Here is a 22,628-nt window from a genome sequence, read left to right as displayed (position 1 = left end):
AACGTCTTTCGACTTTTCCCTCTCGCTTATTAAGTCAATTGAGCAGCAGAGATCTTTTTAGTGTCAACCTTGCTTGCTTCAGATGTATAGTCAGACATTTGATCAAAGTTCAGATACTTATAAATATCTGCTGCCATGCTATCAATTTGAGAAGCATACTGCTGATATTCTTCCGGTGTAGGAAGTTTACCCAGTACAGCAGCCACAGACGCCAGCTCAGCAGAAGCCAAGTAAACATTTGCACCCTGACCCAGACGGTTCGGGAAGTTACGGGTAGATGTTGAAACAACAGTAGTATTTGGTGCTACACGTGCCTGGTTACCCATACACAGTGAACAGCCTGGCATTTCAGTACGTGCGCCAGCTTTACCATAAGTGTTGTAGAACCCTTCTTCCATTAACTGACGTTCATCCATACGAGTTGGAGGAGCCAGCCACAGACGAGTAGATAAAGAACCACCAGGTACTTTGTCTAGAAGTTTACCTGCTGCACGGAAGTGACCGATATTGGTCATACAAGAACCGATGAATACTTCATCAATCTTGTCACCTTGTACCTGAGAAAGCAGTTTTGCATCATCTGGATCGTTCGGACAGCAAAGAATAGGTTCTTTGATATCAGCCAGGTCAATTTCATATACTTTAGTATATTCAGCATCAGCATCTGCTTTAAGCAAGCTTGGGTTAGCAAGCCATTTTTCCATGTTTTCAACACGGCGTGCCATAGTACGAGCATCGCCATAACCTTCAGAAATCATCCATTTTAACATGGTGATATTTGAACGAAGGTATTCAGCAACTTTCTCTTCAGAAAGCGTGATCGCACAGCCAGCAGCAGAACGCTCAGCAGAAGCATCGGAAAGTTCAAATGCCTGTTCAACAGTCAGGTCATTTTCCATTTCTGACAGGTCGATCTCAAGAATACGGCCAGAGAAAATATTTTTCTTACCTTTCTTCTCGACAGTCAGGTCACCTGCCTGAATTGCATAGTAAGGAATTGCATGTACTAGGTCACGTAGAGTGATACCAGGCTGCATTTTGCCTTTAAATTTCACCAGTACAGACTCTGGCATGTCAAGAGGCATTACACCAGTTGCAGCAGCAAATGCTACCAGACCTGAACCCGCCGGGAATGAAATACCGATTGGAAAACGGGTATGTGAGTCACCGCCAGTACCTACAGTATCTGGAAGAAGCATACGGTTTAGCCAAGAGTGGATAATACCGTCACCTGGACGCAGAGAAACACCGCCACGGTTCATGATGAAGTCCGGAAGCGTATGCTGCATCTGTACGTCTACTGGTTTTGGATACGCAGCTGTGTGACAGAAAGACTGCATGACCAAGTCAGCAGAGAAACCTAAACAAGCCAAGTCTTTTAACTCGTCACGAGTCATAGGACCAGTTGTATCCTGAGAACCTACAGTCGTCATTTTCGGTTCACAGTAAGTACCCGGACGAACACCTTCACCTTCTGGAAGACCACAAGCGCGACCTACCATCTTCTGGGCTAGTGTAAAGCCTTTACCAGTATCTGCTGGCTGTACAGGCGTACGGAACAGTGTAGAAGGACCAAGGCCCAATGCTTCACGTGCTTTCGCTGTCAAGCCACGGCCAATAATCAGGTTGATGCGGCCGCCTGCACGTACTTCATCTAGAAGTACTGGAGTTTTCAGTTCAGATTCAGCGATTTGTTCGCCATTTTTGAACGCAGTAACTTTAGCTTCGTCTTTATTGACTTTAAGAACGATTTCATCGCCCATGTTCATTTCAGAAACATCGATCTCAACTGGTAATGCACCAGCATCTTCCATCGTGTTAAAGAAAATAGGAGCAATTTTACCACCTAAGCACACGCCACCATCTTTTTTGTTTGGAATGTGCGGAATTTCTTCACCAAAGAACCAAAGCACAGAGTTAGTTGCAGACTTACGGCTTGAACCTGTACCAACTACGTCACCTACATACGCAACCTGGTTGCCTTTAGCGATCAGGTCTTTAATCTGGCTTAATGGACCAACTTCACCCTGTTTTTCAGGGTTGATACCGTCACGTTCATTCTTCAGCATTGCATTTGCATGTAATGGAATGTCTGGACGGCTCCAGGCATCCTGTGCTGGAGACAGGTCATCAGTGTTGGTTTCACCTGTTACTTTAAATACAGTAATTTTGATTTCTTCAGGAACATCTTTACGGCTAGTAAACCATTCAGCATCTGCCCAAGATTGTAAAACTGCTTTTGCATTTGCATTTCCAGCTTTAGCTTTATCTGCCACGTCATGGAATGCATCAAATACAAGAAGAGTTTTTTTCAGTGCTTCGGCAGCCAGTTCAGCCAGTTCAGCATCATCAAGTAATTCAACTAAAGGGGCTACGTTATAACCGCCAAGCATTGTACCTAACAGGTAAACTGCACGCTCTTTAGAAATTAATGGAGAGGTCGCTTCACCTTTTGCCACGGCAGCCAAGAAAGCAGCTTTTACATAAGCTGCCTGGTCAACACCTGCGGGAACTCGGTTTTCAATCAAGTCAACCAGGTATGCTTCTTCACCAGCAGGTGGATTTTTTAACAATTCAACCAGCTCAGCTGTTTGAGTATCGTCAAGTGGCTTCGGTGGGATTCCGAGTGCGGCACGTTCTTCAACGTGTTGGCGGTAAGCTTCTAGCACGGTGTAATTCCTCTTTTTTAAAAAATTACTTGTGAATTCCAGCTTCTTCAAAGCTTCACAAATAATATGGACTGTAAAATTTTACTAAAATTCCCGATAAAAGTTAATGCAAGTAAAGTGTTTCTTTGTGATGCCCATTATTTTATAACTAAATGTTATTCATATAATCTCTCAAGTGTCTTGAATCTTGAGCATCTGTCTCTACTAAAATTTTGACCGTCGTCAGATGACAGTATAGAAGGTTAAAGTGAAGAAAAATTCTTTTCTCCAATTATCTTTAGTCGGGTTGGCAATTTCTGAAAATTAACTGTGCATTTTGCTTTCAATAAATACATTTAAAGCTGGTTTTATTTTCAAGATTTAATCTAAGCATTGCTAACGGGCCCAAGCATTTTACTCAAAATGCTTGGGCTATTTTATAAAGTTAGATATAAGTTATAGTTTTTTATATTGTGGCATCCGGTCATGTGGTGTACTCAGGCACTGTTCATAGGCCTGCTGTTTAAATTTTTCTTGTACATCAAGTTTTGCCTGCTTACCCTCAACTCTTGGCTGAAGATAAGCCTGATCCAGAATTTTAAGAATCATTTCTTTGATTAGTGGATCTTCCACACGGTTAGCATGCTCCAGTGCCTGAGCTTTATCAATCCCAGACTGGCGGTCTAGCATGATTGAACGTGCAGCATTACCTAGACTGGTACAAAAGCCTTGCCACTGCTGCTCAGGCGTTAAAGGGGGTTTTTCGCTACAGGCAGCCAAAAGTAAAGCAGTACCTATTACAATAATTTTCTTCATCTGCACTCTCCTCTTGGCCCGTATCATACCCAACTTCAATGCTATATAGCGAGCATTTAGCCCTCAAAAGCCGAAGCCCTGATCATTTAGAGTTAATCACCATAACTTAAGTACCGGGCATTATAAGGTTGCCAGTACTGTGCTTTCGTTTTGATTAATATATAGATACCAATAGCCGTACCAATGGGAAAACTAAAAAGTAGAATAATACCAAGTAAGCGAGACAGGCGCCGACCATAATCTGTGCCATATTTGACTTCAATTGCGGCTCGGACATGAGCCAGTGCCAGCATAACCAGCAACACTATAAGAGCCAGATTAATATATTTCTTTTCAGGCACCTGCGGAAAATACAGTACAAAAAATAGTAGGATGAAAATAGCTGCGACATACAAAATGGCTACAGCACGATGCATGCGATACACCCCGGGATTTCGTATCACGAGCATACTCATTCTCCTGATTATTCTGTTATGGTTTCATTATTGTTTTCATATTAAGTATATAACTTATTTAATAAGTTATTGTACGAAATAGTGGATAAAAATATTTGAAATTTCATTTACTTTTACCATTTAGAATTTGCAAAAAAAACAGGACATTTTCGAAAAAATGTCCTGTTTGTCTATATTTGAAAACAGATTAAAAACGCCAGTTATAAAATAGATCTATAGCACGTTCTAGCGACTGGCTCGCCTCCAGGTATAAGCGACGATTCACCTGGTAACGAACGGTAAGTGTATTAACCGGTGTAAATACCCCAACTCCATAACGGATATAAAGGTCAGGCGTAATATAACCGGTCAGGCTCACTTGAGTATCATCTCCGGTGCCCTGTGCATCTAGCGCCAGGCCACTTAAACCAAAAGTACGCCCAATCTGGTTGGTAAAGGCACGTGTGCCGCCCAGCCCCAGACTGATACCCGCTGCTGCAATTGTATTATTTACATCGGATCTAAAGCCTTCTGCATTATTCAGACCAGTTGTACCTTCATTAATTCGCCCGGTAAGTAGCGCATTTAATGCTTCCTGCTCAGAAAGTCCGGCATCATTATAAATCTGAATATTTGGACTGGATGCTGTACCCGTCACACGTACCCCGACAGTACTCCCCTGAACATTTTTACTGGCTTCAACATCAAGTGACGGGTTAGATAGAGGACCATTAAAACGTGCAATTGCCCGATTCAGGTCCAGACGCTGGCCATATGCTTCAATTTTTACTTGACGACTCACCCCGATGGCACCATTAGCATTCATTGCAGTCTCCAGACCGCGCTGGGTCAGATAAACCCGGCCCAACAGTGGAATACGACTGTCAAAGCCCTGGAAGATCACCTGATCACCCAGATTGACCTGCACATCGGCCCGGATATCCCACGGACGGGCTGAACGCAGGATTGAAAGCTGATCCTGGCCTTCCTGTACTACACGAACATCTGAAGATACATTTACTACTGGCGCACTGGATTCCGGCATAGAAATAAGCGCGCGCGGCACATCAATCTTACCTTTAAGTGTCAAACGTTTACTCATTGGCAATACATCTAAAGATACTTCCGGAGTCACCACAGCAGTTACCAGAGGAGCCTGACGAATGAGCAGATTCTCACCCTTCAAACTGAGTTGAATTCTCGGATCATTACGCCAGTCCACACTGCCCGTTAAAGAGCCTACTCCACGGCCACTGTTGAAAGCGCCATTAATGGTGGCCTGATCTTGACGGATAGCTGAATAAACCTGGATATTGGTCAGATTTACTGGCAGTGAAATCATGCTGATAGCGCCGTCTTTCAAGCGCAGATCTCCATTAAATTCTGGCTGGGTCAAGTAACCGCCAATTTTTCCGGCAAGTGATAAAGTACCACTAAGTGAACGCACATCCTGAATAAATGGCTTAAGCACACTGAGCTGAATCCGGTCAAAAGCGACTTCACCACGCATTGGCATCGGGGTTTGATAAGGATTAATAACCACGTTTGCATAACCTGTACCAATTGCTGGGGTGGTTACATCAAGACGTAATTGCAATCCTTCACTGATACTCTTGGCAATTACACTCAGTTCATCATAACGTACAGCCGTCGATACTTCCTGCGGATCTTCCGCAGCCATACCGATTTCTCCATTTCGGGTAACCAGCCGCGCATCAATTTTCGGTTTAGTTCCTTGCGCCCATGATGCTCTTGCATACCCATTCAGTTTCCCGGTAACTGCCAGACCTTCTGGCATAAATGCAGCAAAATCATTCAAATCAAGATTAGTTGTTACCAGTGAGGCACTGCCTCTGGTTTTACTCACACGCAAAGGTTGATCCAGACATAATCGACTTTGCTGACTGGCCCAGCAATGCTGCCCAACATAAAGTTCAGTACGCGTAGCCGAATAAATTACCGGAGCATTTTGCTGCTGAACCAGATGTGTACGTGTAGAGTTAAAATCTCCCTGCTGTATCTGGCCTAACCAGTCATTTTGTGCATTAAAACCACCTGCCAAACGTACAAAGAAACGGGTATGGCGGTTATTTGCCTCAGCTGTCATTACATGGGCTTTACGGGTACCCGCAATCCGAATCACTCCTTCACGAATTTCTCGGTCACCACGGCGCAGGTTTTCAAGACGTCCAGTTAAAACTGTAGGTGCTGTATCTGAAGATGGCAACTCACCTCGAACCGAGAGCTTGCGTATACTGAACAGATTGTTCAGTGCCAGATTATCCACTACCAGATTTGTAGTCAGTCTTAAGCGGGGTTGAGCCTGTAAATTAACATACCCATAAGCACGACCACGTAAGCCGCTGTATAGCTCATATAATGCAGGTGCATTAATTTTGATTCTCAGGTTCTGGGCATTACCTGTTGCCTGTACCTGATTTTTACCATATGCCAGGAACAGGTTATTAGCTTCAAACTGCTGAGGCAAAAGACCTTGCTGCCTGGAGTCAATGACTACCGCCAGATTGCCCCGTCCTCGTACAGGCCGGTTATTAATAAATCCTGCAAGATTTAGTTTCTGAAGGTTAATACGTTTTAAAGTATCTGACCAAACCCCTTGTGTCTTGATATTTCCAGACAACTCACCCTTAACGCTAGAAACAAAATAGTGCGGTTTAAACCGGATTAATGAAGCATTCAGGTCCCAGCTTATTCCATTTTTCAAATTAAGCAGACCATTAGCCTGTATTTGTCCGGCTATTCCCTTGTGTTGCAGCTCTTTAATTCGTATAAGTTGTGGTGTACCTGACATGCGTAATTTCAACAAGCCCTTACCTTGGTTAAAGGCATTAAGCGAACCATCGTAATTTACACCAAAACCGCGTAGCCCTCCGCCAGACTTCTCATCCCGGAATAGCAAGGCAATATTACTGTTACCACTGAGCTGCACAGTTTCCTGCTGATTTTGGGCCAGTCGACCAGACAGATTGATATTCTTAAGTTGAATAATCTGCTGGTTTGGCCGTGCATAGCCGCTACCGCTGACTGAACCATTTAATAAATTGACAGGTGCACTGGCAACAACAGTTTGCGGATTAAAGTTCTGGGCTTTTATAAAAGCATTCCAGCTTAACCGACGCTTCTCATGCGGAAGTAAAACTTTGGCATGCCCACTCAGACCACCTTGAGCTGCCTTATAGCTGAACGCAGGTACATTGAGAATATTATTTTTCAGATTGAGTTGAGCATTATATTGACCCGGTGGCAACATACCTTCTTCATTACGGCGGACTACTGTTGCCACATGGATATTCTGCTGACCTTCGACCAAGGCCAGATTAACGCGGCCGGATTCACTGCTTAACCAGCCCACATACGGTACGGCACGATCAATATTATTCCAGCGCACATCCAGCAACATAGGTTGTGGACGTCCTGTCTCCCCAGCTTTTTGGTCCAGTTTCAAATTCCAGGTTTCATAACGGTCAAAGTCTATAAGACCGGTAGCATGCAACCCGTTTTCCAGTGTACCGCTAGAAGCAAGATTTGTATCTAGAGAGGGTGGCAAGAAATCTCGTACGGCTTGAGGCAAAATTTTATTATCTGGATTAAGACGGTCTGCACGGCCTTTTAAATCCCAGGTTACCTGTTCGTCCCAACCGACTCTGCCTGCCAGGTTAATTGAACCGCCCATTAGCTGGCCATTTAAATTGGTAATATTAAGCTGATTGACCAAGTCAGTATTCATCAAGGCATTATATTGACCTTTAGGAATATCTTTACCGCTCAGATCGGTATTTATATCTAGATCAAGCTGTCTAATATCTCCATTAAACTTTGCTACGCCTTTTTCACTGAACAGTTTCTGCTCGGTCATTAAAGGCCAGTGATAATTATTCAACTGTAGCTCACCAAACATAGGCACGTGTTCACGTACCGGATGCAAGACTACCCAGCCAGTAAGCAAATCTGGAGTATTAGTGGCCACACCCGCCTGAACACTATCCAGACTGCCCTTAGCTACTATTTTAATATCATGAATATTAAGGTTATTTCTTAAAGCGGGAATATTCAAATCGCCAATGGCATTTAATGGATAATTACCTGAAAAGATAATCCGGCCTGTTGCATTGCGCAGACTTAAATAGCCCATATCCATACGTGAACGCTCGAAGTTCAGCTCAGTACCTGACCAGAGAGCATCATTTAATTCAATATTATAAAAATCCACTGCAGAGGTGGTGGTTTTAATCAGTAAATGGTCAACTGTTCCATTATCTACCCGAAGTACAAAAGGAAGCTTGATATCTTTAAATTCAAATGGTTTACCATCAGAAGGTTTATTATTAATCACCTGTAAATTACGCACGTCGGCATAATTCAAATGCAGTTCTTTTTGCAGTATTGCCCGCCATCCCAAAGTAATCTCGGCGCGGTCAATTTTGACATCGACCTGTTTCACTTTAACCAGAATATTACGCAGTGTAATGCCACGCAGTAAGTTTCCACCTTCATATTCATATACAATAAAGGTCTGTCGCTCCAGCACCCGGTCCAGTAAAAATTTACTGCCGCGGTCTGTAGAAAACATAATCCCCAATGCGGATGCCAAAAGCAGTATCACAATCAATAAAGCTAAAAGTGCACTACGAATTACACGTTTACGATGATTTTTTTTAGGTGCTGGAGCGGGTGAATTTACCCGCTGTTCTGCATCAGCCATAATATTCCCGAGAAAATTTTATATATTTATTAAAGTTGTGGGCCAATAAAAAAATGTAACCGGATAGGTATATTATCATCTGAAAGCCCTGCGGCGACATCCAAACGTATCGGTCCTACCGGTGAACTCCAGCGGATACCCAAACCGGCGCTATAAGCGGTCGGTGTATTAAAATCTTTATCATAAGCATTGCCAGCATCAGCAAATACTGCTGCTCTCCAGCCATCTTTAAATTGGTAATTATATTCTAGCGATGTCGTTGCTAAAGCCTGGCCACCTACTTTATAACCAAACTCTTCTGGTGACAGGCTCTTGTAATCAAAGCCCCGAATGCTCTGGTCACCGCCGGTAAAATACCGAATATTATAGGGAACCTGATCAAAATTTTCTGTAAAAATATAACCAACATCAGCACGCCCCACGAACTGATGATCATTATTTTCACCTAGCGAATAAATAAAGCGCCAGCCAGCATTAACCAGTGCCATATCAGCATCAGAAAGTAAGGTTTTACTACCCAGTTCCACTTTATAGGTTTGTCTAAAACCACGAGTTGGATTTACCCGTGCATCGCTGTCAAGACGTGAGGTTTCATAGCCAAATAGTAAAGACTGCTGTTCAGGATTTGAACCGGGGATCTGAAATGCATCTGGTATGCTGTCTGATACGATATTTCCACGCTGGTTCAGCCGGTCTAAACGGTAACGGGCCCCAAAAGTATGTTGCCACTGGCCTCGCGGATTTTTGATAATCCGGTCTATGCCTGCAACTGCTGACTCAATATCCAGATTAAGGCCTTTACCGACATCTTCCCGCTCTTCACGCTCATATCCACCAACCAGGTTAATATAATCGTCAGTTGGATGGTTATATGGAATCGTATAACGGCCATCAAGCGCTTGACGGATTTTAGATACTTCAAGATTACTGTCAAAAGCATGACCACGCCGATTCACGATGGCACGACGATACTGAGTACGCAGGCGCGCGCCTGTGTCACTACCATAACCAATACCAGTTTCAACACTATTTAAACTATCAGCATTTAAAGTAATGAGAACCGGAATGCTTCTTTCTGCACGGGCCTGCTCACGTAACTGTTCCTGCTGTGCTTCCCGCTCATCCTGGACCTGCTGTTGCTCACGGGCCAGTGAGGCTTGTTGTATATCTGGCTGTGTGCCGGCAAACTGTTTTTCATCGACTACGTTCTGGGTAACTTCCTGCGCAGAAGTATTTTTATTACGTTGCTGATCCTGTGTTAATGTCTGTTCAGAAATTTGCTGCTGGTCAAGCAGAGTCTGTATATCTGGCGGAAGTTCGAGCGGCTTTTCTATCGGATCTGGCTTTACTGCATCGACCAGGGTATAGTTAAAATAGCGCGCATTGGTGAGGTTGTTTGCCAGCGTGTTAATACGCCAGGAAGTGTAGTCATCACCTTCTTTCCAGGGAACCATACTCTGTAAGATATCGTCATCCAGCGGAAAGGGTTTGGAAGGGTCACTCATCTGGAATACAGGTTTCTTCAGGCTATATCGGTCACCCGTTTCATAACGCAAATTGATTTCTGCCGTATTCTGCGGCTGACTGATTTTGACATCATGCAGGCGCCAGTAAGCATCGAAATAACCGTTATTGCTAGCTGCGTCAGTGATACGGCGTTTGGTCTCTTCATAAAGTCCATGATGAAAAATATCACCAACGTCCTGATCGGGAATAAGCTCGATAACCTGAAATTGTGGCTGTTCACTACCTTCCCCAGAAATTTCAATGTCCTGCTCGGTAATACGTACCGGCTCATTCGGCTGGACATATACCCTTACCCGGCTATCACTTACTTTATCAAAGCGAAAGGTCGAGTTATAGTAACCCACCGCCTGCGCAGCCTGATTTGAGAGACTGCGTAATTGTGGTAAAGCACTATTAAAGTCCTCAAATGACTCTTGGGTAAAACTGGAAAGTTTTCCTCGTATATTGGCAGCCAGCTCTGGAGGAGCACCCTCAACAGTCGCGGTAATCCGTGGCACTGTTTCTGCTGTACTCATATCTCGTGGTGGTCGAATCCGGTACAAGGCTCGTTTGAAGATATTCGGTTTTTCAGCATCTTTAGGCGTAGTTTTTCCGGTATCCAGTGCAGCCAATGTACGACCTGATTCGTTGATTTCTGCTACAATTGCACGATCTGACTGAATTTGCTGCATTAACTGGTCAACATTTACAGGCGCCTGGTTAATGGCCGTCAGCTCCTGCTGGCTTGCCTCAGGAATAGCCGTTTCCGGAGCACGGTTTAAACCTGCACGAAATGCTTGAGCCTCTGATTTTGCCTCTTCTGCGACACGGTAAATTTCATTGGCCATACTCTGGTCAATCTGCTCGACCGGATACTCTTCAAGATCTTCAAACTCTATGGGTTTAAAGGCTGAGTTAGTATCCTGATCTGTCTGCTGCTCCAGCAATCTTAAGCTGTCCTGATTTACGCTCTGATCCTGCGTTATTTCTTCTTTCTTTTCTTCAACTACTTTTTGTAATTCTTGTTCTGTCATGGAAGGTGCAGCGGCTATCTCATCCTGATCATCTTCAGGCTGGCCTTTTGCCTCACTACGACTGGTTAATACTGGCTTGGATTCTGGCCGGTAAGTCGGGATAGGTTCCTCCTGTGCATAGACAGAGGCAGTAAATATACTTAAAAATACATTTGTATAGACCAGTTTATTGATATGATTTATTTTCAGTATACGGTGTATTGACCGGGTCAGAGTTGACTGTTTAAAGTTAATTTTTGCAGGCATGTAAAACTCTAAATTTATTTTAGTGGAAAAATTTCCTAATAAATAAACCGGAAATCAGGCAAAACAGTTCGTTTTTCATGGCTCAACGGTTAAAAATATCATACATGAAATTACTTAGAGTTTTACTATTTACACACATTTCTTAATAAAACTAATGAAGTTTATTGCCCATGGAAAAACCAGAACATCTTCTTCGCTCGCGCCGCTTTCTGCCGATGTTTTTAACTCAATTTTTCGGGGCCCTTAATGATAATATTTATAAACAGGGATTATTATTAGTTATTACTTATGGGTGGATTCACCAGCAAGGTGTGCCGGTCAGTACCCTAAATAACTTAGCTGCCCTGTTATTTATTTTGCCTTACTTCATTTTTTCAGCAACTGCCGGACAAATTGCAGATCGTTATGAACGCTCACGCCTGGTTCGTATGATTAAAATTCTCGAGATTATGATCATGCTAATTGGCAGTGCAGGCTTTCTAATGGGTAATCTATGGTTATTGTTACTTGCACTATTTATGATGGGCACTCACTCGACCTTTTTTGGTCCAATTAAGTACGCGATTCTGCCTGAAATCTTAAAACCACAAGAGTTAATGTCTGGTAATGCCCTGTTTCAATCCGGTACCTCGATCGCGATTTTAATGGGTATGATTTTAGGTGGCGCCGTGATCTCAATTTCTCAAGGCAATCTATTTTGGATCAGCCTGACAGTAGTAGTTATTGCTTGCTTAGGCTATTTAACCAGCCGTTTTATTTTACCTCAAAAAGTATCTGCCCCTGATCTCCAGATTGACTGGAATTTTTTTAGAACCAGTTTCCAAACAATTCAATATGCTAAAAGTCTGCCATTAATTTTTACTATTTTGCTTGGCAACTCATGGTACTGGTTTTATGGCGCCACTTACCTGACCCAAATTCCTCAGCTTACCCAGCAAAATCTGCACGCTTCTGAAAATGTGGTCAGCCTGTTATTAACCTTTTTCTCTGTAGGCATTGGAGTCGGTTCGTTAATGTGCCGCAAGATCGGTGGTAGTGAGGTCAATATCAAAATGGTGCCCGTTGGTGCAGTGGGCCTGACTATATTTGCACTTTATCTTGCTGGCAGCCTGATATTTGTACCCGAACGTACTGGTGAAATGCTGAGTTTGAGTGATTTTTTCCATCAGGACTGGGTTTATTATCATGTCATGCTAGCAGTCACTTTATTGGGTATCAGTGGCGGTTTTTATATTGTTCCGCTGTATGCCATGATGCAGGCTTATTCACCTCGCTCACACCGGGCCCGGGTGGTCGCAGCAAATAACATATTAAATGCTGTTTTTATGGTAAGTTCCGCCATCTTTTCTATTTTAATCTTAAGCATACTTAAAATTGATATTAAAATACTTTTTGTCATCACTGCGGTACTGAGTGCTATTTTTACCATTTGGCTGTTGATCAGGCTAAAACCGATGCTTGAAAATACTCAAAACTCCCTGGAGGATTAACCATGCGTCATTACACCGGTATGGACCGTCTTATTCAATCTTTTGATCAGGCCCTAAGAAGTCTAGTTCCGGGCGCAACTACAGCCCAACGTGATAATCCCGCCCATAGTTCTGATACCCATCTGACTGTAAGTGATGCCCGCCATGTGGCTGGTCTAATGCGTGTGAATCACAGTGGTGAGGTATGTGCCCAAGCGCTTTATCATGGTCAGGCACTGACTGCCAAGCTGCCAAATGTGCGCCGGGAAATGGAACAGGCGGCCATTGAGGAACAGGATCATCTTGCTTGGTGTGAAGATCGTTTAAAGGAACTTGATAGCCACACCAGCCTGCTCAATCCGGTCTGGTACAGCCTTTCATTTGGTATGGGCGCACTTGCCGGTATTGCAGGTGACAAGTATAGTCTGGGCTTTGTTGCCGAAACTGAACGTCAGGTCAGTCTACATCTGGAAGATCATCTTCGCCAGTTACCGGCTCAGGATGACCGTTCACGAAAAATTCTGGAACAGATGAACGAAGATGAATTGCATCACCGGGATACTGCATTGAATGCTGGAGGGGTTGATCTGCCTTATCTAGTCCGGATGACCATGACAGCAATTTCTAAACTGATGACTAAAACCAGTTACTACATTTAATGCTTTGTCCTTTAGTTTTAAATCACAGGAATATTTAGTCTTCTGATATATAAAACTACTTTAATCCAGCATATCGATATTCCAGCAGGGATACGGATGCTGGATTTTTTGTGGCTGTAATTTTACCCCGACATCCTGCAGTGGAATTCTGACATCCAGCGGCAGAGGCATCTTTCTAGAATTAAATTTTAGCTGTTGCAAGTTATTCCCCCATGCAATTACATCTACATCGAGAGTAATACAATGAGAAGGCCGGATACGCCCGGCCTGCTGTTCCAGCTCTTTGCTCCATTGCTGCATCTGCTTCGTACTTAACTGGCTTTCAAGCAGACAGGCAGCATTCCAGTAATCTGCGCCAATACTATCCCGACAGGGAATCAGATAAACTTTAGACCAGTGAACCCGTCCTAACTGTGCCAGTGCCGAACGTGCAAACTGGAAATATTGATGAGGCTGTTGATTACTGGCCAGAGCCAGTAGATAGCATGTTACGGTGGCGTTCAAGACGAATTCCTACAGAATTTGCTTGCGCGATAATGGCAGGCTTGCGGACCGTAATAATAATAGATTCAATACTAAAAAAGGTAGTAAAAAGTTTTTCAATTACTAACTGCGCCGCATGTTCAATCAGTTTTGGTTGTGCGTGCTTGATGACCTGTGCAGTCAGCTCACAGATTTCAGCATAATTAAGTGTATCTTGCAGTTCATCACTGGCTGCTGCACGGCTCAGGTCATTGTGGATCGTAAGATCCACCAGTAAAGGCTGGGTAATCTGGCGCTCCCAGTTAAAGCAACCGATGACGCTTTCGACCTTTAATCCCTCAATGATAATTGCATCCATAATGACCTGACTTATTTAATTAATGTTTAAGCAATAAATTCGGATCCATATTCTGCACCATTTGCAGACGCTGGTCCGCATAAATATCAGTATATGGCGCCAGAACACGCATAAAACGGTCGAAATATAGCATCTGCTTGAATAGTAGTGCAAAATCACGCGGGAACCGAATACCGTGCCGCTCACCAACAGCTACCATATCCATCATGATGTCATTTAAGTCTGCCGGGTTAGAAGACAGTATTTCTTGCGGGTCTGCCAGTAAGACCCCGCTAAATAAACGCTCTAAATCTGCTGCTAAAACCTGTACATCAATTTGCTGGTCAGTCATACCCATATTTAACATATTCTCTGCCATTGCCTGATAATTGGTATGCTGCAACGCATCCATAAAAGCAATACAGGCTGTCCAGACTTCAGGTTTTAACTGTCCGACTATACCAAAATCAATAAAACCTACCCGGCCATCTTCTAGCAGCATCAGGTTACCTGCATGCAAGTCAGCATGGAAACTCTTACAGAGCATCAAACTGCCAAACCAGGTATTCATAGCTGTAATCAGCACTTGTGACGGGTCTTTAGCATACTTTTTCACCACCTCAAAATCAGTCAGAGGTACGCCATACAGACGCTGCATAGTCAATACACGGCGGGTAGAATACTGATGATAAACCTTTGGTGCTGTAGCAGCCTGATTTTGGCTGATTTTCAAATACTCAATAAAATCATCGAGGTTTTGTGCTTCTTCAATAAAGTCAACTTCACGTACCATACGTGTCTTGATCTCATCAACAATATCAGCCAGTGAAGCAAACTTGACCTTGGGTACGACTTTTTCCAAAAGTTTGGTGGCCCAGTGCAAAACATTCAGATCAGTATACAAAATGGTTTCCACACCGGGCTTTTGTACTTTGATCACCACATCTTCACCACTTTTAAGTTTGGCGGCATGAACCTGTGCTATAGACGCAGATGCCAGTGGTGTCTCATCAATTGAAGCAAAAATTTCAGACAAGTCGCGATCTGCAAATTCTGAAGCCAGAACCTGTTGAATATAAGAAAAAGGCAAAGTAGGGGTCTGATCCAGACAACCCTGAAATTCTTCAACAAATTCACGTGGAAAAAGTGAAGGTGTACTGGCAATAAACTGGCCAAGTTTAATATAGGTAGAACCCAAGGATTCAAAAGTTTCACGCATCATTTTAGCATTATTGGGCTTTTCAGCCGCGGTGGCATATTTAATACCTGTCTTGGCTGCGATTACTGCAGTTTCTCCTATACGGGCTACAGACCGCATGCTTTCAAACCATATATTTTTTTTCATAGCTTATAAATACAAGAATAATGAGAGAGATTTTAACAAATGCACCCTAGTTTAAAGGGCTTTTTGCTCGACAGGCTGAACAATTTGTATCGTTTTCAAATTTAAGTATACGTTGTTTCATACTCAAACCATCCCAGAGTAAAAGTTTTTCTCGTAATGGTAAAAGATTTAAACCTAAATATAATAAAGCATGATGCGCTTGTAATGACGCCATCATTACCGGTGTAGTGGCCAAGACTCCCGAATCAGCACAGCGCAAACTTTCATCTGTATGCTGGCCTTTAGGAAAAATACATTCATAACAGGCAGAGTTACCTTCTACCATAAAAAGCTGGCCTTGAAAGCCAATGGCTGAAGCACTCAATAAAGGAACCTGTTGTATATAACACACTTGGTTTACCAGATAGCGAGTAGAGAAATTATCGCATCCGTCCAGAACCAAGTCCTGTCTGGCAATTAAATCAACTATATTTTCTGCATCAAGCCGTTGATTAACATGTTCTACCAGAATATAGGGATTGATCTCTTTTAAACGTTTCGCCAGTATTTCAGCCTTATAAAAACCGACATCTTGTGGCAAAAAAGCAGTCTGTCGCTGCAAATTACTGATTTCCACGGTGTCAGCATCAATTACGGTAATTTTACCTACGCCTGCCCGTGCCAGCAACTCGGCAGAGGTGCAACCGATCCCGCCTGCCCCAACAATCAGGACATTTGCCAGCTTGAGTTTTTCCTGCGCGTCAATATCCCAGCCATCGAGTAAAATCTGGCGGCTGTACAAGTGCATTTCATTATCACTCAGTTCCTGACAGTTATCTTGTTTTATCACCTTACATTTCCCTGACTGCTCTGCGGCGTGTGTAATTCTATCCTGAATCTTTCATAGTTTTAACTGCTGATTTTATAGTAAAGCTATAACAGCTCCCAGAATATAGATCGCTATGTTAACCATAATTTCCCCATCTAAAAGCTTCTCAGACTCTAGTTATGTACTTTCTGTTTATTGATGAGTTCTTTCATTGTTGAAATGTATAAGTTAAGTGAGACAACGACTTATTTTCCTAAAAATCGTTTTAATCTGAACAGGTTCTCAAGATTAAATCATTTAAATTAAAGAAAACCTTAACATTAGGAGAATCGTTATGACAGAACATGAAAATCGTGAAAAATTATGGGAACTTATTAAAGATGTACGTTTTGCAATGATCAGTCATCAGACTGAAACTCATGAAATTCATGCTCAGCCAATGACTATGCTGAACTCAGAACGTATGGATGAAGACCAGAATGTGTATTTTATTTTAAAAGATACCAATGATATTGTGCAGGCGGTTGAGGCAGGCCGTAATCAACTTGGATTGGCTTTTTCCAAACCCTCTGACGATATTTATGTATCCATCAGTGCACATGGAGAAATCAGTACAGATCGCGCTTTAATTGATAAGTTATGGAACCCATGGGCAGAAAACTGGTTTGATGGCAAGGATGACCCAAGTGTGCGTGTACTTGTTGCCAAGGCAGTTAGTGCAGAATACTGGAATGTCACTGACAATAAGGTTACACATCTTTTAAAAGTCTTAAAAGGTAACATTACCGGTAAGACAGAGGAGCCTGACTCTGAGCATAAGCGTCTTGACCTGTAACTATGTAGAGTATTGAGGATACAAAATTTAATCAGTCTCAATGTATAAAAAGCACCTGAATAGGTGCTTTTTTAATATCTTATGCCTTAACCCACTTTTCTATTTTCCATTTGAGAAATTTCTTGCTGTTTTAACAGGTTGCGCTGTATTTTACCACTCGATGTTTTTGGTAGCTGACTTACAAATTCGATTTCTTTAGGATAAGCGTGTTTAGATAAACGCGAACGCACATAGGTTTGTAATTTATCTTTAAGTAGCTCAGAAGCCATATACTGATCTTTAAGTACCACGAACGCTTTCACAATTTCAGTGCGTTCAGGATCAGGTTTACCCACCACCGCAGATTCGAGTACCTCTTCGCACTCAAGCAGGGTACTTTCTACATCAAACGGACCTACCCGATATCCCGATGTAGTAATTACATCGTCAGCACGTCCAATAAAATCGATTCCACCCAATTCGTTTAGCCTGACTGTATCGCCTGTCAAATAATATTTTCCGACAAAGGCTTTACGGTTATGCCCGTCATACCCCTTAAACCAGAATAAGGGAGACTGCTCACAATCAAGTCCCAAAATTCCAATACCGCCCTCGCCCAGTTCCTGATGTTGCGAGTCCAATACTACAAAACGGTGCCCGGGTATGGCATAACCAGCAGAACCCACCTTTTTAGGATGTTCCAAAGCATGATGATTGGCAATTACCATGCCCAGTTCAGTTTGGCCGTATTGATCATAAATATTGACCCCCAAACTATCTTTAAACCAGTGAATGACTTCTGGTGTTAAAGGCTCACCAGCACTGCTGACCACACGTAGATGCTCACTGATTTTTTCGTCAAATTTGTGTTTGAATCCAAAAAACATGCGAAATGCAGTAGGCGATCCAGTCAGGTTACTGACCCGATACTTGCGAATGACTTCCAATGCATGATCTACCGTAAAACCTCGCTCATCCATAATAATACTATGACCTAGGCTTAATGGACCTGTAACACCATAATACAGTCCATAAGCCCAGCCCGGATCAGCAAGATTCCAGAATGAATCCTGTTCTTGCAAATCGACAGCATGCTGCATATAACCTTTGAACGCTACCATTGCTTTTAGCGGAACCGGCACAGACTTGGCCAGACCGGTTGTGCCTGAGGTAAACATCATCAGGAAATCATCTTCAAAGCTGCGCATAGTCACTGGACAGTTTTCAGGATACTGCTTGAGTATTTGCCAAAAATCTCTTTCATTCTCCAGATGAGGCACAGAGTATTCTTCAAGATTGACTGTAAGAATTGATGGAATACTAATTCCATTTAGTTTGGTTCGCTGTTCGTGATGAGTCACTACCAGACGGGTATTGGCTGTGGTTAATCTGTGCTCAATTGCTTTAGATTCAAATGCAGTAAATAGTGGCTGATAGACTGCCCCAATACGCCATGTGGCTAAAATTGTAATCAGTAATTCCACTGTTCTTGGCATTAGCCCTGCAACACAGTCTCCCGGCTGAATATTTAATGATTTGAAATAATTTGCCAATTGGCCTGACGCCTGAGCCAGCTGATCAAAACTGTACTCGGCCTGTTGGCCGTCTTTACCTTGCCAGTACAGGGCAATACGGTTAGAACCCGTATGACGCTCACAACACTCTACATAGGCGTTGACAGCTTCAGGCGTACCCACAAGTTGTTGCTGAATTACCTGTTGCAGATCAAAATCCTGATATGCCTGTTCTAGTGTCTTCATCCCGATGACCTCTTGTTCCTCTAAGGCCACAGATCACTTGTGATCCGCCATAGCCCTATTTTTATTGTTATGTCACTGCTTCAGTTTTTGAGACTTCAGCTTCCATATAAATTTGATTTACTTAAAATAAAGCTTGCAGGTTTTGGTGACAATTTCCAAAACTGTCAAATAAGCTGCCATATTCAGCCTATGACTCAAATTATCCAGGCTGATCATGATAGTTTTCAATCTAAAAATAGGTAGAGTTTCAGATTTTCGTGACTTCGCGTGCAATCACCAGTCTCTGAATATCTGATGCACCTTCATAAATCTGGCTAACCCGAACATCCCGATAGATACGCTCGACCGGAAAATCAGTTACATAGCCATAGCCCCCATGAATTTGTATAGAATCTGAACAGACCCGCTCTGCCATGGTAGAGGCAAACAGTTTTGCCATTGAGGCTTCTTTCAAACACGGCAGACCAGCATCTTTCAGACTAGCTGCATGAAAAACTAGCTGCCGAGCTGCTTCAATTTGTGTAGCCATATCTGCTAGACGAAAAGCCACTGCCTGATGCTGCACAATTTCTACACCAAAAGCCTTACGTTCATTCGCATACTGTACAGCAGCGTCTAAAGCAGCACGCGCCATTCCTACAGATTGCGCTGCAATTCCTATACGGCCTGCTTCCAGATTTGAAAGTGCAATCTTGTAACCTTCTCCTTCCTTACCCAGCAAATTTTTCGCAGGAATGCGGCAGTTTTCAAAAATAATTGTGGCCGTATCTGAGGCATGCTGTCCCATTTTATCTTCAATATTTGCGACCACATAACCAGGTGTATGAGTCGGTACTAAAAAGCACGAGATACCTTTTTTGCCTGAGGTTTTATCTGTAATTGCAAAAACTAGCGCAACCTGTGCATGTTTACCTGACGTAATAAACTGCTTGGTACCATTAATGACCCATTCATCACCGTCACGTTCAGCACGGCAACTGATAGCACTTGCATCTGAACCAACATGCGGTTCAGTCAGACAAAAACAGCCCAGCCATTCACCTGAAGCAAAGCGGGTCAGATACTCCTGCTTTTGTACCTCAGTGCCATATGCATAGGTAATACCACAAGGCAGTGAATTTTGTACGCTAATGATGGTTGAAATTGCACCATCACCTGCCGCTATTTCCTCTAGAGCAAGCACCAATGAAATATAGTCAAGTCCAGCTCCACCCCATTCAACCGGTATCGCCATACCAAAAGCACCCAGCTCAGCCAGCTCTTTAAGTTCCTGAGCAGGAAATTCATGCGTTTTATCACGGTGGGCAGCAGTGGGTTTCAGTTTTTGCTGTGAATAATCACGAAGCATGTCCTGAACCATACGTTGCTCGGCAGTTAAAATCATCAGCTTACTTCCTTGTATTATTTGGCAGCCATACGGATTGCACCGTCCAGACGAATTACTTCCCCATTCAAATAGGTATTTTCAACAATATGAGCAACCAGTTTGGCAAACTCTGCGGGTTTAGCTAATCGTGGTGGAAACGGTACCATTTGTCCTAATGCTTCCTGCACCTTCTCTGGCAGGCCTTGTAACATTGGAGTCTCCATGATACCTGGCGCAATAGTCATGACCCGAATAGCGTGTTGTGCCAATTCACGGGCCAGCGGTAAGGTCATGGCCACTACAGCACCTTTAGAGGCCGAATATGCAGCCTGCCCGATCTGTCCTTCAAATGCCGCTACAGATGCCGTATTAATGATAATACCGCGCTCTTCCTCCCCTTCTTCAATAGAGTTTCTGGACATTAACTCAGCTGCAAAGCGCAGCATGTTAAAACTACCAGTTACATTGATGTCCAGAGCACGTTGAAATAGAGCGAGCTCATGTAGCCCATTTTTCCCCAGTATTTTGGCTGAAGGTGCAATCCCGGCACAGTTGATTAAGCCGTGCAATGCACCAAACTGTTGTGAGATATTGATAAAAAGCTGCTGGACAGTGGACTCATCTGTGACATCGAGTTTTACAAACTGGGCTTTTGGTCCCAGTTCCTGAACCATCTGCTCACCGGCATCCTGATTCATGTCGACCAGAATTACTTGCGCACCCTGTCCGGTCAATTGTCGTGCTGAGGCAGCACCCAAGCCTGAAGCACCACCCGTAATAACAAATACTTTTCCCTGAGTTTTCATATTTTTCGATCCGGCTGTCGATATTTTTCAAATAAAACGTTTAGTTAAATGCAGGGTAATGGCTCTCTATTTACAGTACAATTTCCAAATTGTGCAATTGGGATGCCAGTTTTGGGCAATCTGGCCAGCTGCTCTACAAACAATTATTCATGATGAGATCAAGTGAAAATATAATGGACCGGACAGATTTAGAAGAAAGCAAAGGAACAATATCCGTCAGTCTGGTTCATGAAGCCTTGATGGTGGCCTATAGCCGTGGACTTGATACCCGGCTCATTCTGCAAAAAGCAGAAATAGCACCTGAAATTCTGCACTCAGCCAAAGCACGTATTCCGGTTTCAGCATATGCCCGTCTCTGGACTGCACTGGCTGATCACATGAATGATGAGTTCTTCGGGATGGATAGCCATCCCATGCGTCGTGGTAGTTACCAGTTACTCAGTAAAATGCTGCTACAGGCAGAGACACTTGAAAAAGCAGTTCAGGATATGCTGAAGTTTCTGAACTTTATACTGGATGATTTACAGGTTGAGCTTCAGCTTGAACAAGATAAAGCTTATCTGGTGCTGCATGATCAAGGTCCAGTCAAACGGATGTTCAGTTATGCGACTTATCTGATGCTGGTACATGGCTTAATATGCTGGTTGAGTGGCCAGCGTGTGATATTGGATAAAATTGAATTGCGGTGCATGCAGCCTCTAGATGATCAGGATTATCGGGTTCGGTTCTGTGAAAAAATCTACTATGGCGCTTCTCAAAACCGGATTGAGTTTAGCCGGCATTATCTTGAAATAAAAATTAAGAAAGATAAAAATGCCTGGTACGATTTTTTAAAGCATACTCCCCAGAATCTTCTGGTTCGTTATAAAAATCCTGATTCCTTAAGCTTTAGTATTCGTAAATACTTAAGTGAGCTTGTACCAGCAGAGTGGCCGGAACTTACCGACATTGCTGCTCGTTTTAATCTGTCAGAAACCACTATGCATCGACGTTTAAAATATGAAGGTGTAAGCTATCAGCAGCTAAAAAATGATATCCGTCGTGATATAGCCATTGAATATCTGACCCATACTGATCTTTCATTACAAGATATTAGTGAACAACTCGACTTTCATGATGCCAGTGCTTTTCATCGTGCCTTCAAGAAGTGGACAGGTGTCAGTCCGGGTACTTATCGGCAGAATCGGAGCAAGCTCTAACTTGCACTTTAAAGAGAATAGCAATACTTTTTATCGGCTGAGAGATGGCGTTAAATATTGTTTCCCGCTACTGTAATTTTCGTAATTATCCTGCTCAGGATACCGGGAAAACAACAGGCCACTTGATGAAATTTATAGAAAGCTAAGGCTTAGGTTAGCAAAATTATGACCAGTA

At 43.1% G+C, this 22,628-nt stretch carries 16 protein-coding genes; 4 read left to right on the top strand and 12 right to left on the bottom strand.

The genetic code is table 11. From position 1 onward, the window contains the following. Positions 1-29: 29 nt before the first annotated feature. From AC0VYT_RS05480 to AC0VYT_RS05460, 5 genes are all read right to left on the bottom strand, one after another. Entirely contained in the window at positions 30-2,669 is a 2,640-nt protein-coding gene (locus AC0VYT_RS05480) for a bifunctional aconitate hydratase 2/2-methylisocitrate dehydratase (protein ID WP_005014764.1), read from the bottom strand. Between the two features lie 435 nt (positions 2,670-3,104). Beyond that, the gene (locus tag AC0VYT_RS05475) at positions 3,105-3,464 is read right to left on the bottom strand and encodes a hypothetical protein (RefSeq protein WP_005014768.1); all 360 of its coding nucleotides are present in this window, start codon (positions 3,462-3,464) and stop codon (positions 3,105-3,107) included. A gap of 92 nt (positions 3,465-3,556) precedes the next feature. Further along, positions 3,557-3,913 (bottom strand): hypothetical protein, encoded by a 357-nt coding sequence (locus AC0VYT_RS05470; protein ID WP_005014772.1) that lies wholly within the window; start codon positions 3,911-3,913, stop codon positions 3,557-3,559. 193 nt (positions 3,914-4,106) lie between these two features. Then, entirely contained in the window at positions 4,107-8,621 is a 4,515-nt protein-coding gene (locus tag AC0VYT_RS05465) for a translocation/assembly module TamB domain-containing protein (RefSeq protein ID WP_005014773.1), read from the bottom strand. Between the two features lie 29 nt (positions 8,622-8,650). Continuing rightward, the gene (locus tag AC0VYT_RS05460) at positions 8,651-11,407 is read right to left on the bottom strand and encodes an autotransporter assembly complex protein TamA (RefSeq protein WP_005014774.1); all 2,757 of its coding nucleotides are present in this window, start codon (positions 11,405-11,407) and stop codon (positions 8,651-8,653) included. Positions 11,408-11,577: 170 nt separating this feature from the next. On the opposite strand from AC0VYT_RS05460, the gene AC0VYT_RS05455 reads away from it, so the two are divergent. Both AC0VYT_RS05455 and coq7 read left to right on the top strand, forming a co-directional pair. Next, complete coding sequence (locus tag AC0VYT_RS05455; RefSeq protein ID WP_005014775.1) at positions 11,578-12,897, top strand: MFS transporter; 1,320 nt, start codon at positions 11,578-11,580, stop codon at positions 12,895-12,897. A 2-nt stretch (positions 12,898-12,899) separates the two neighbouring features. Further along, positions 12,900-13,535, top strand: coding sequence for a 2-polyprenyl-3-methyl-6-methoxy-1,4-benzoquinone monooxygenase (gene coq7 / locus AC0VYT_RS05450; protein WP_005014776.1), 636 nt, complete (start codon positions 12,900-12,902; stop codon positions 13,533-13,535). 60 nt (positions 13,536-13,595) lie between these two features. On the opposite strand, the gene AC0VYT_RS05445 is transcribed toward coq7, so the two are convergent. Genes AC0VYT_RS05445 through AC0VYT_RS05430 form a run of 4 tightly spaced genes read right to left on the bottom strand, consistent with a single transcriptional unit; the run spans position 13,596 to position 16,487 of the window. After that, positions 13,596-14,039: a 2-amino-4-hydroxy-6-hydroxymethyldihydropteridine diphosphokinase gene (locus AC0VYT_RS05445; protein ID WP_005014778.1), complete on the bottom strand. Its 444-nt coding sequence runs from the start codon at positions 14,037-14,039 to the stop codon at positions 13,596-13,598. After that, entirely contained in the window at positions 13,996-14,376 is a 381-nt protein-coding gene (folB, locus tag AC0VYT_RS05440; protein ID WP_005014782.1) for a dihydroneopterin aldolase, read from the bottom strand. The genes AC0VYT_RS05445 and folB overlap by 44 nt, the downstream gene beginning before the upstream one ends. A 19-nt stretch (positions 14,377-14,395) precedes the next feature. Further along, positions 14,396-15,700 carry an ABC1 kinase family protein gene (locus AC0VYT_RS05435; protein WP_005014783.1) on the bottom strand — a complete coding sequence of 435 codons (1,305 nt, stop codon included), beginning with the start codon at positions 15,698-15,700 and terminating at the stop codon, positions 14,396-14,398. A 46-nt stretch (positions 15,701-15,746) separates the two neighbouring features. Further along, positions 15,747-16,487 (bottom strand): HesA/MoeB/ThiF family protein, encoded by a 741-nt coding sequence (locus AC0VYT_RS05430; protein WP_005025496.1) that lies wholly within the window; start codon positions 16,485-16,487, stop codon positions 15,747-15,749. Positions 16,488-16,842: 355 nt separating this feature from the next. Between AC0VYT_RS05430 and AC0VYT_RS05425 the strand changes: the two genes are divergently transcribed. Continuing rightward, the gene (locus tag AC0VYT_RS05425) at positions 16,843-17,343 is read left to right on the top strand and encodes a pyridoxamine 5'-phosphate oxidase family protein (protein ID WP_005014787.1); all 501 of its coding nucleotides are present in this window, start codon (positions 16,843-16,845) and stop codon (positions 17,341-17,343) included. A gap of 86 nt (positions 17,344-17,429) precedes the next feature. Here the strand turns inward: AC0VYT_RS05425 and AC0VYT_RS05420 are convergent, their stop codons facing one another. The 3 genes from AC0VYT_RS05420 to AC0VYT_RS05410 all read right to left on the bottom strand — a co-directional run bounded on the left by AC0VYT_RS05420 (position 17,430) and on the right by AC0VYT_RS05410 (position 21,254). Then, on the bottom strand, positions 17,430-19,082 hold the full coding sequence (locus tag AC0VYT_RS05420; protein WP_005014788.1) for an AMP-binding protein: 1,653 nt from the start codon (positions 19,080-19,082) through the stop codon (positions 17,430-17,432). A gap of 247 nt (positions 19,083-19,329) precedes the next feature. Beyond that, complete coding sequence (locus AC0VYT_RS05415; protein WP_005014789.1) at positions 19,330-20,466, bottom strand: acyl-CoA dehydrogenase family protein; 1,137 nt, start codon at positions 20,464-20,466, stop codon at positions 19,330-19,332. 17 nt (positions 20,467-20,483) lie between these two features. Next, positions 20,484-21,254: an SDR family NAD(P)-dependent oxidoreductase gene (locus AC0VYT_RS05410; RefSeq protein ID WP_005014791.1), complete on the bottom strand. Its 771-nt coding sequence runs from the start codon at positions 21,252-21,254 to the stop codon at positions 20,484-20,486. Positions 21,255-21,427: 173 nt separating this feature from the next. Here AC0VYT_RS05410 and AC0VYT_RS05405 point away from each other — a divergent pair, with 173 nt between their 5' ends. Further along, on the top strand, positions 21,428-22,453 hold the full coding sequence (locus tag AC0VYT_RS05405; RefSeq protein ID WP_005014793.1) for an AraC family transcriptional regulator: 1,026 nt from the start codon (positions 21,428-21,430) through the stop codon (positions 22,451-22,453). The last annotated feature ends 175 nt before the right edge of the window (positions 22,454-22,628 follow it).

Source organism: Acinetobacter sp. QJM3NY_42, from assembly GCF_056173745.1.
This window is presented reverse-complemented; position numbering and strand designations above follow the sequence as displayed.

Bases quoted from the DNA above. Each gene is read 5' to 3' on its own strand.
- AC0VYT_RS05475 (WP_005014768.1), bottom strand. From the start codon at position 3,464: ATGAAGAAAATTATTGTAATAGGTACTGCTTTACTTTTGGCTGCCTGT.
- AC0VYT_RS05470 (WP_005014772.1), bottom strand. From the start codon at position 3,913: ATGCTCGTGATACGAAATCCCGGGGTGTATCGCATGCATCGTGCTGTA.
- AC0VYT_RS05465 (WP_005014773.1), bottom strand. From the start codon at position 8,621: ATGGCTGATGCAGAACAGCGGGTAAATTCACCCGCTCCAGCACCTAAA.
- AC0VYT_RS05460 (WP_005014774.1), bottom strand. From the start codon at position 11,407: ATGCCTGCAAAAATTAACTTTAAACAGTCAACTCTGACCCGGTCAATA.
- AC0VYT_RS05455 (WP_005014775.1), top strand. From the start codon at position 11,578: ATGGAAAAACCAGAACATCTTCTTCGCTCGCGCCGCTTTCTGCCGATG.
- coq7 (WP_005014776.1), top strand. From the start codon at position 12,900: ATGCGTCATTACACCGGTATGGACCGTCTTATTCAATCTTTTGATCAG.
- folB (WP_005014782.1), bottom strand. From the start codon at position 14,376: ATGGATGCAATTATCATTGAGGGATTAAAGGTCGAAAGCGTCATCGGT.
- AC0VYT_RS05435 (WP_005014783.1), bottom strand. From the start codon at position 15,700: ATGAAAAAAAATATATGGTTTGAAAGCATGCGGTCTGTAGCCCGTATA.
- AC0VYT_RS05430 (WP_005025496.1), bottom strand. From the start codon at position 16,487: ATGCACTTGTACAGCCGCCAGATTTTACTCGATGGCTGGGATATTGAC.
- AC0VYT_RS05425 (WP_005014787.1), top strand. From the start codon at position 16,843: ATGACAGAACATGAAAATCGTGAAAAATTATGGGAACTTATTAAAGAT.
- AC0VYT_RS05420 (WP_005014788.1), bottom strand. From the start codon at position 19,082: ATGAAGACACTAGAACAGGCATATCAGGATTTTGATCTGCAACAGGTA.
- AC0VYT_RS05415 (WP_005014789.1), bottom strand. From the start codon at position 20,466: ATGATTTTAACTGCCGAGCAACGTATGGTTCAGGACATGCTTCGTGAT.
- AC0VYT_RS05410 (WP_005014791.1), bottom strand. From the start codon at position 21,254: ATGAAAACTCAGGGAAAAGTATTTGTTATTACGGGTGGTGCTTCAGGC.
- AC0VYT_RS05405 (WP_005014793.1), top strand. From the start codon at position 21,428: ATGGACCGGACAGATTTAGAAGAAAGCAAAGGAACAATATCCGTCAGT.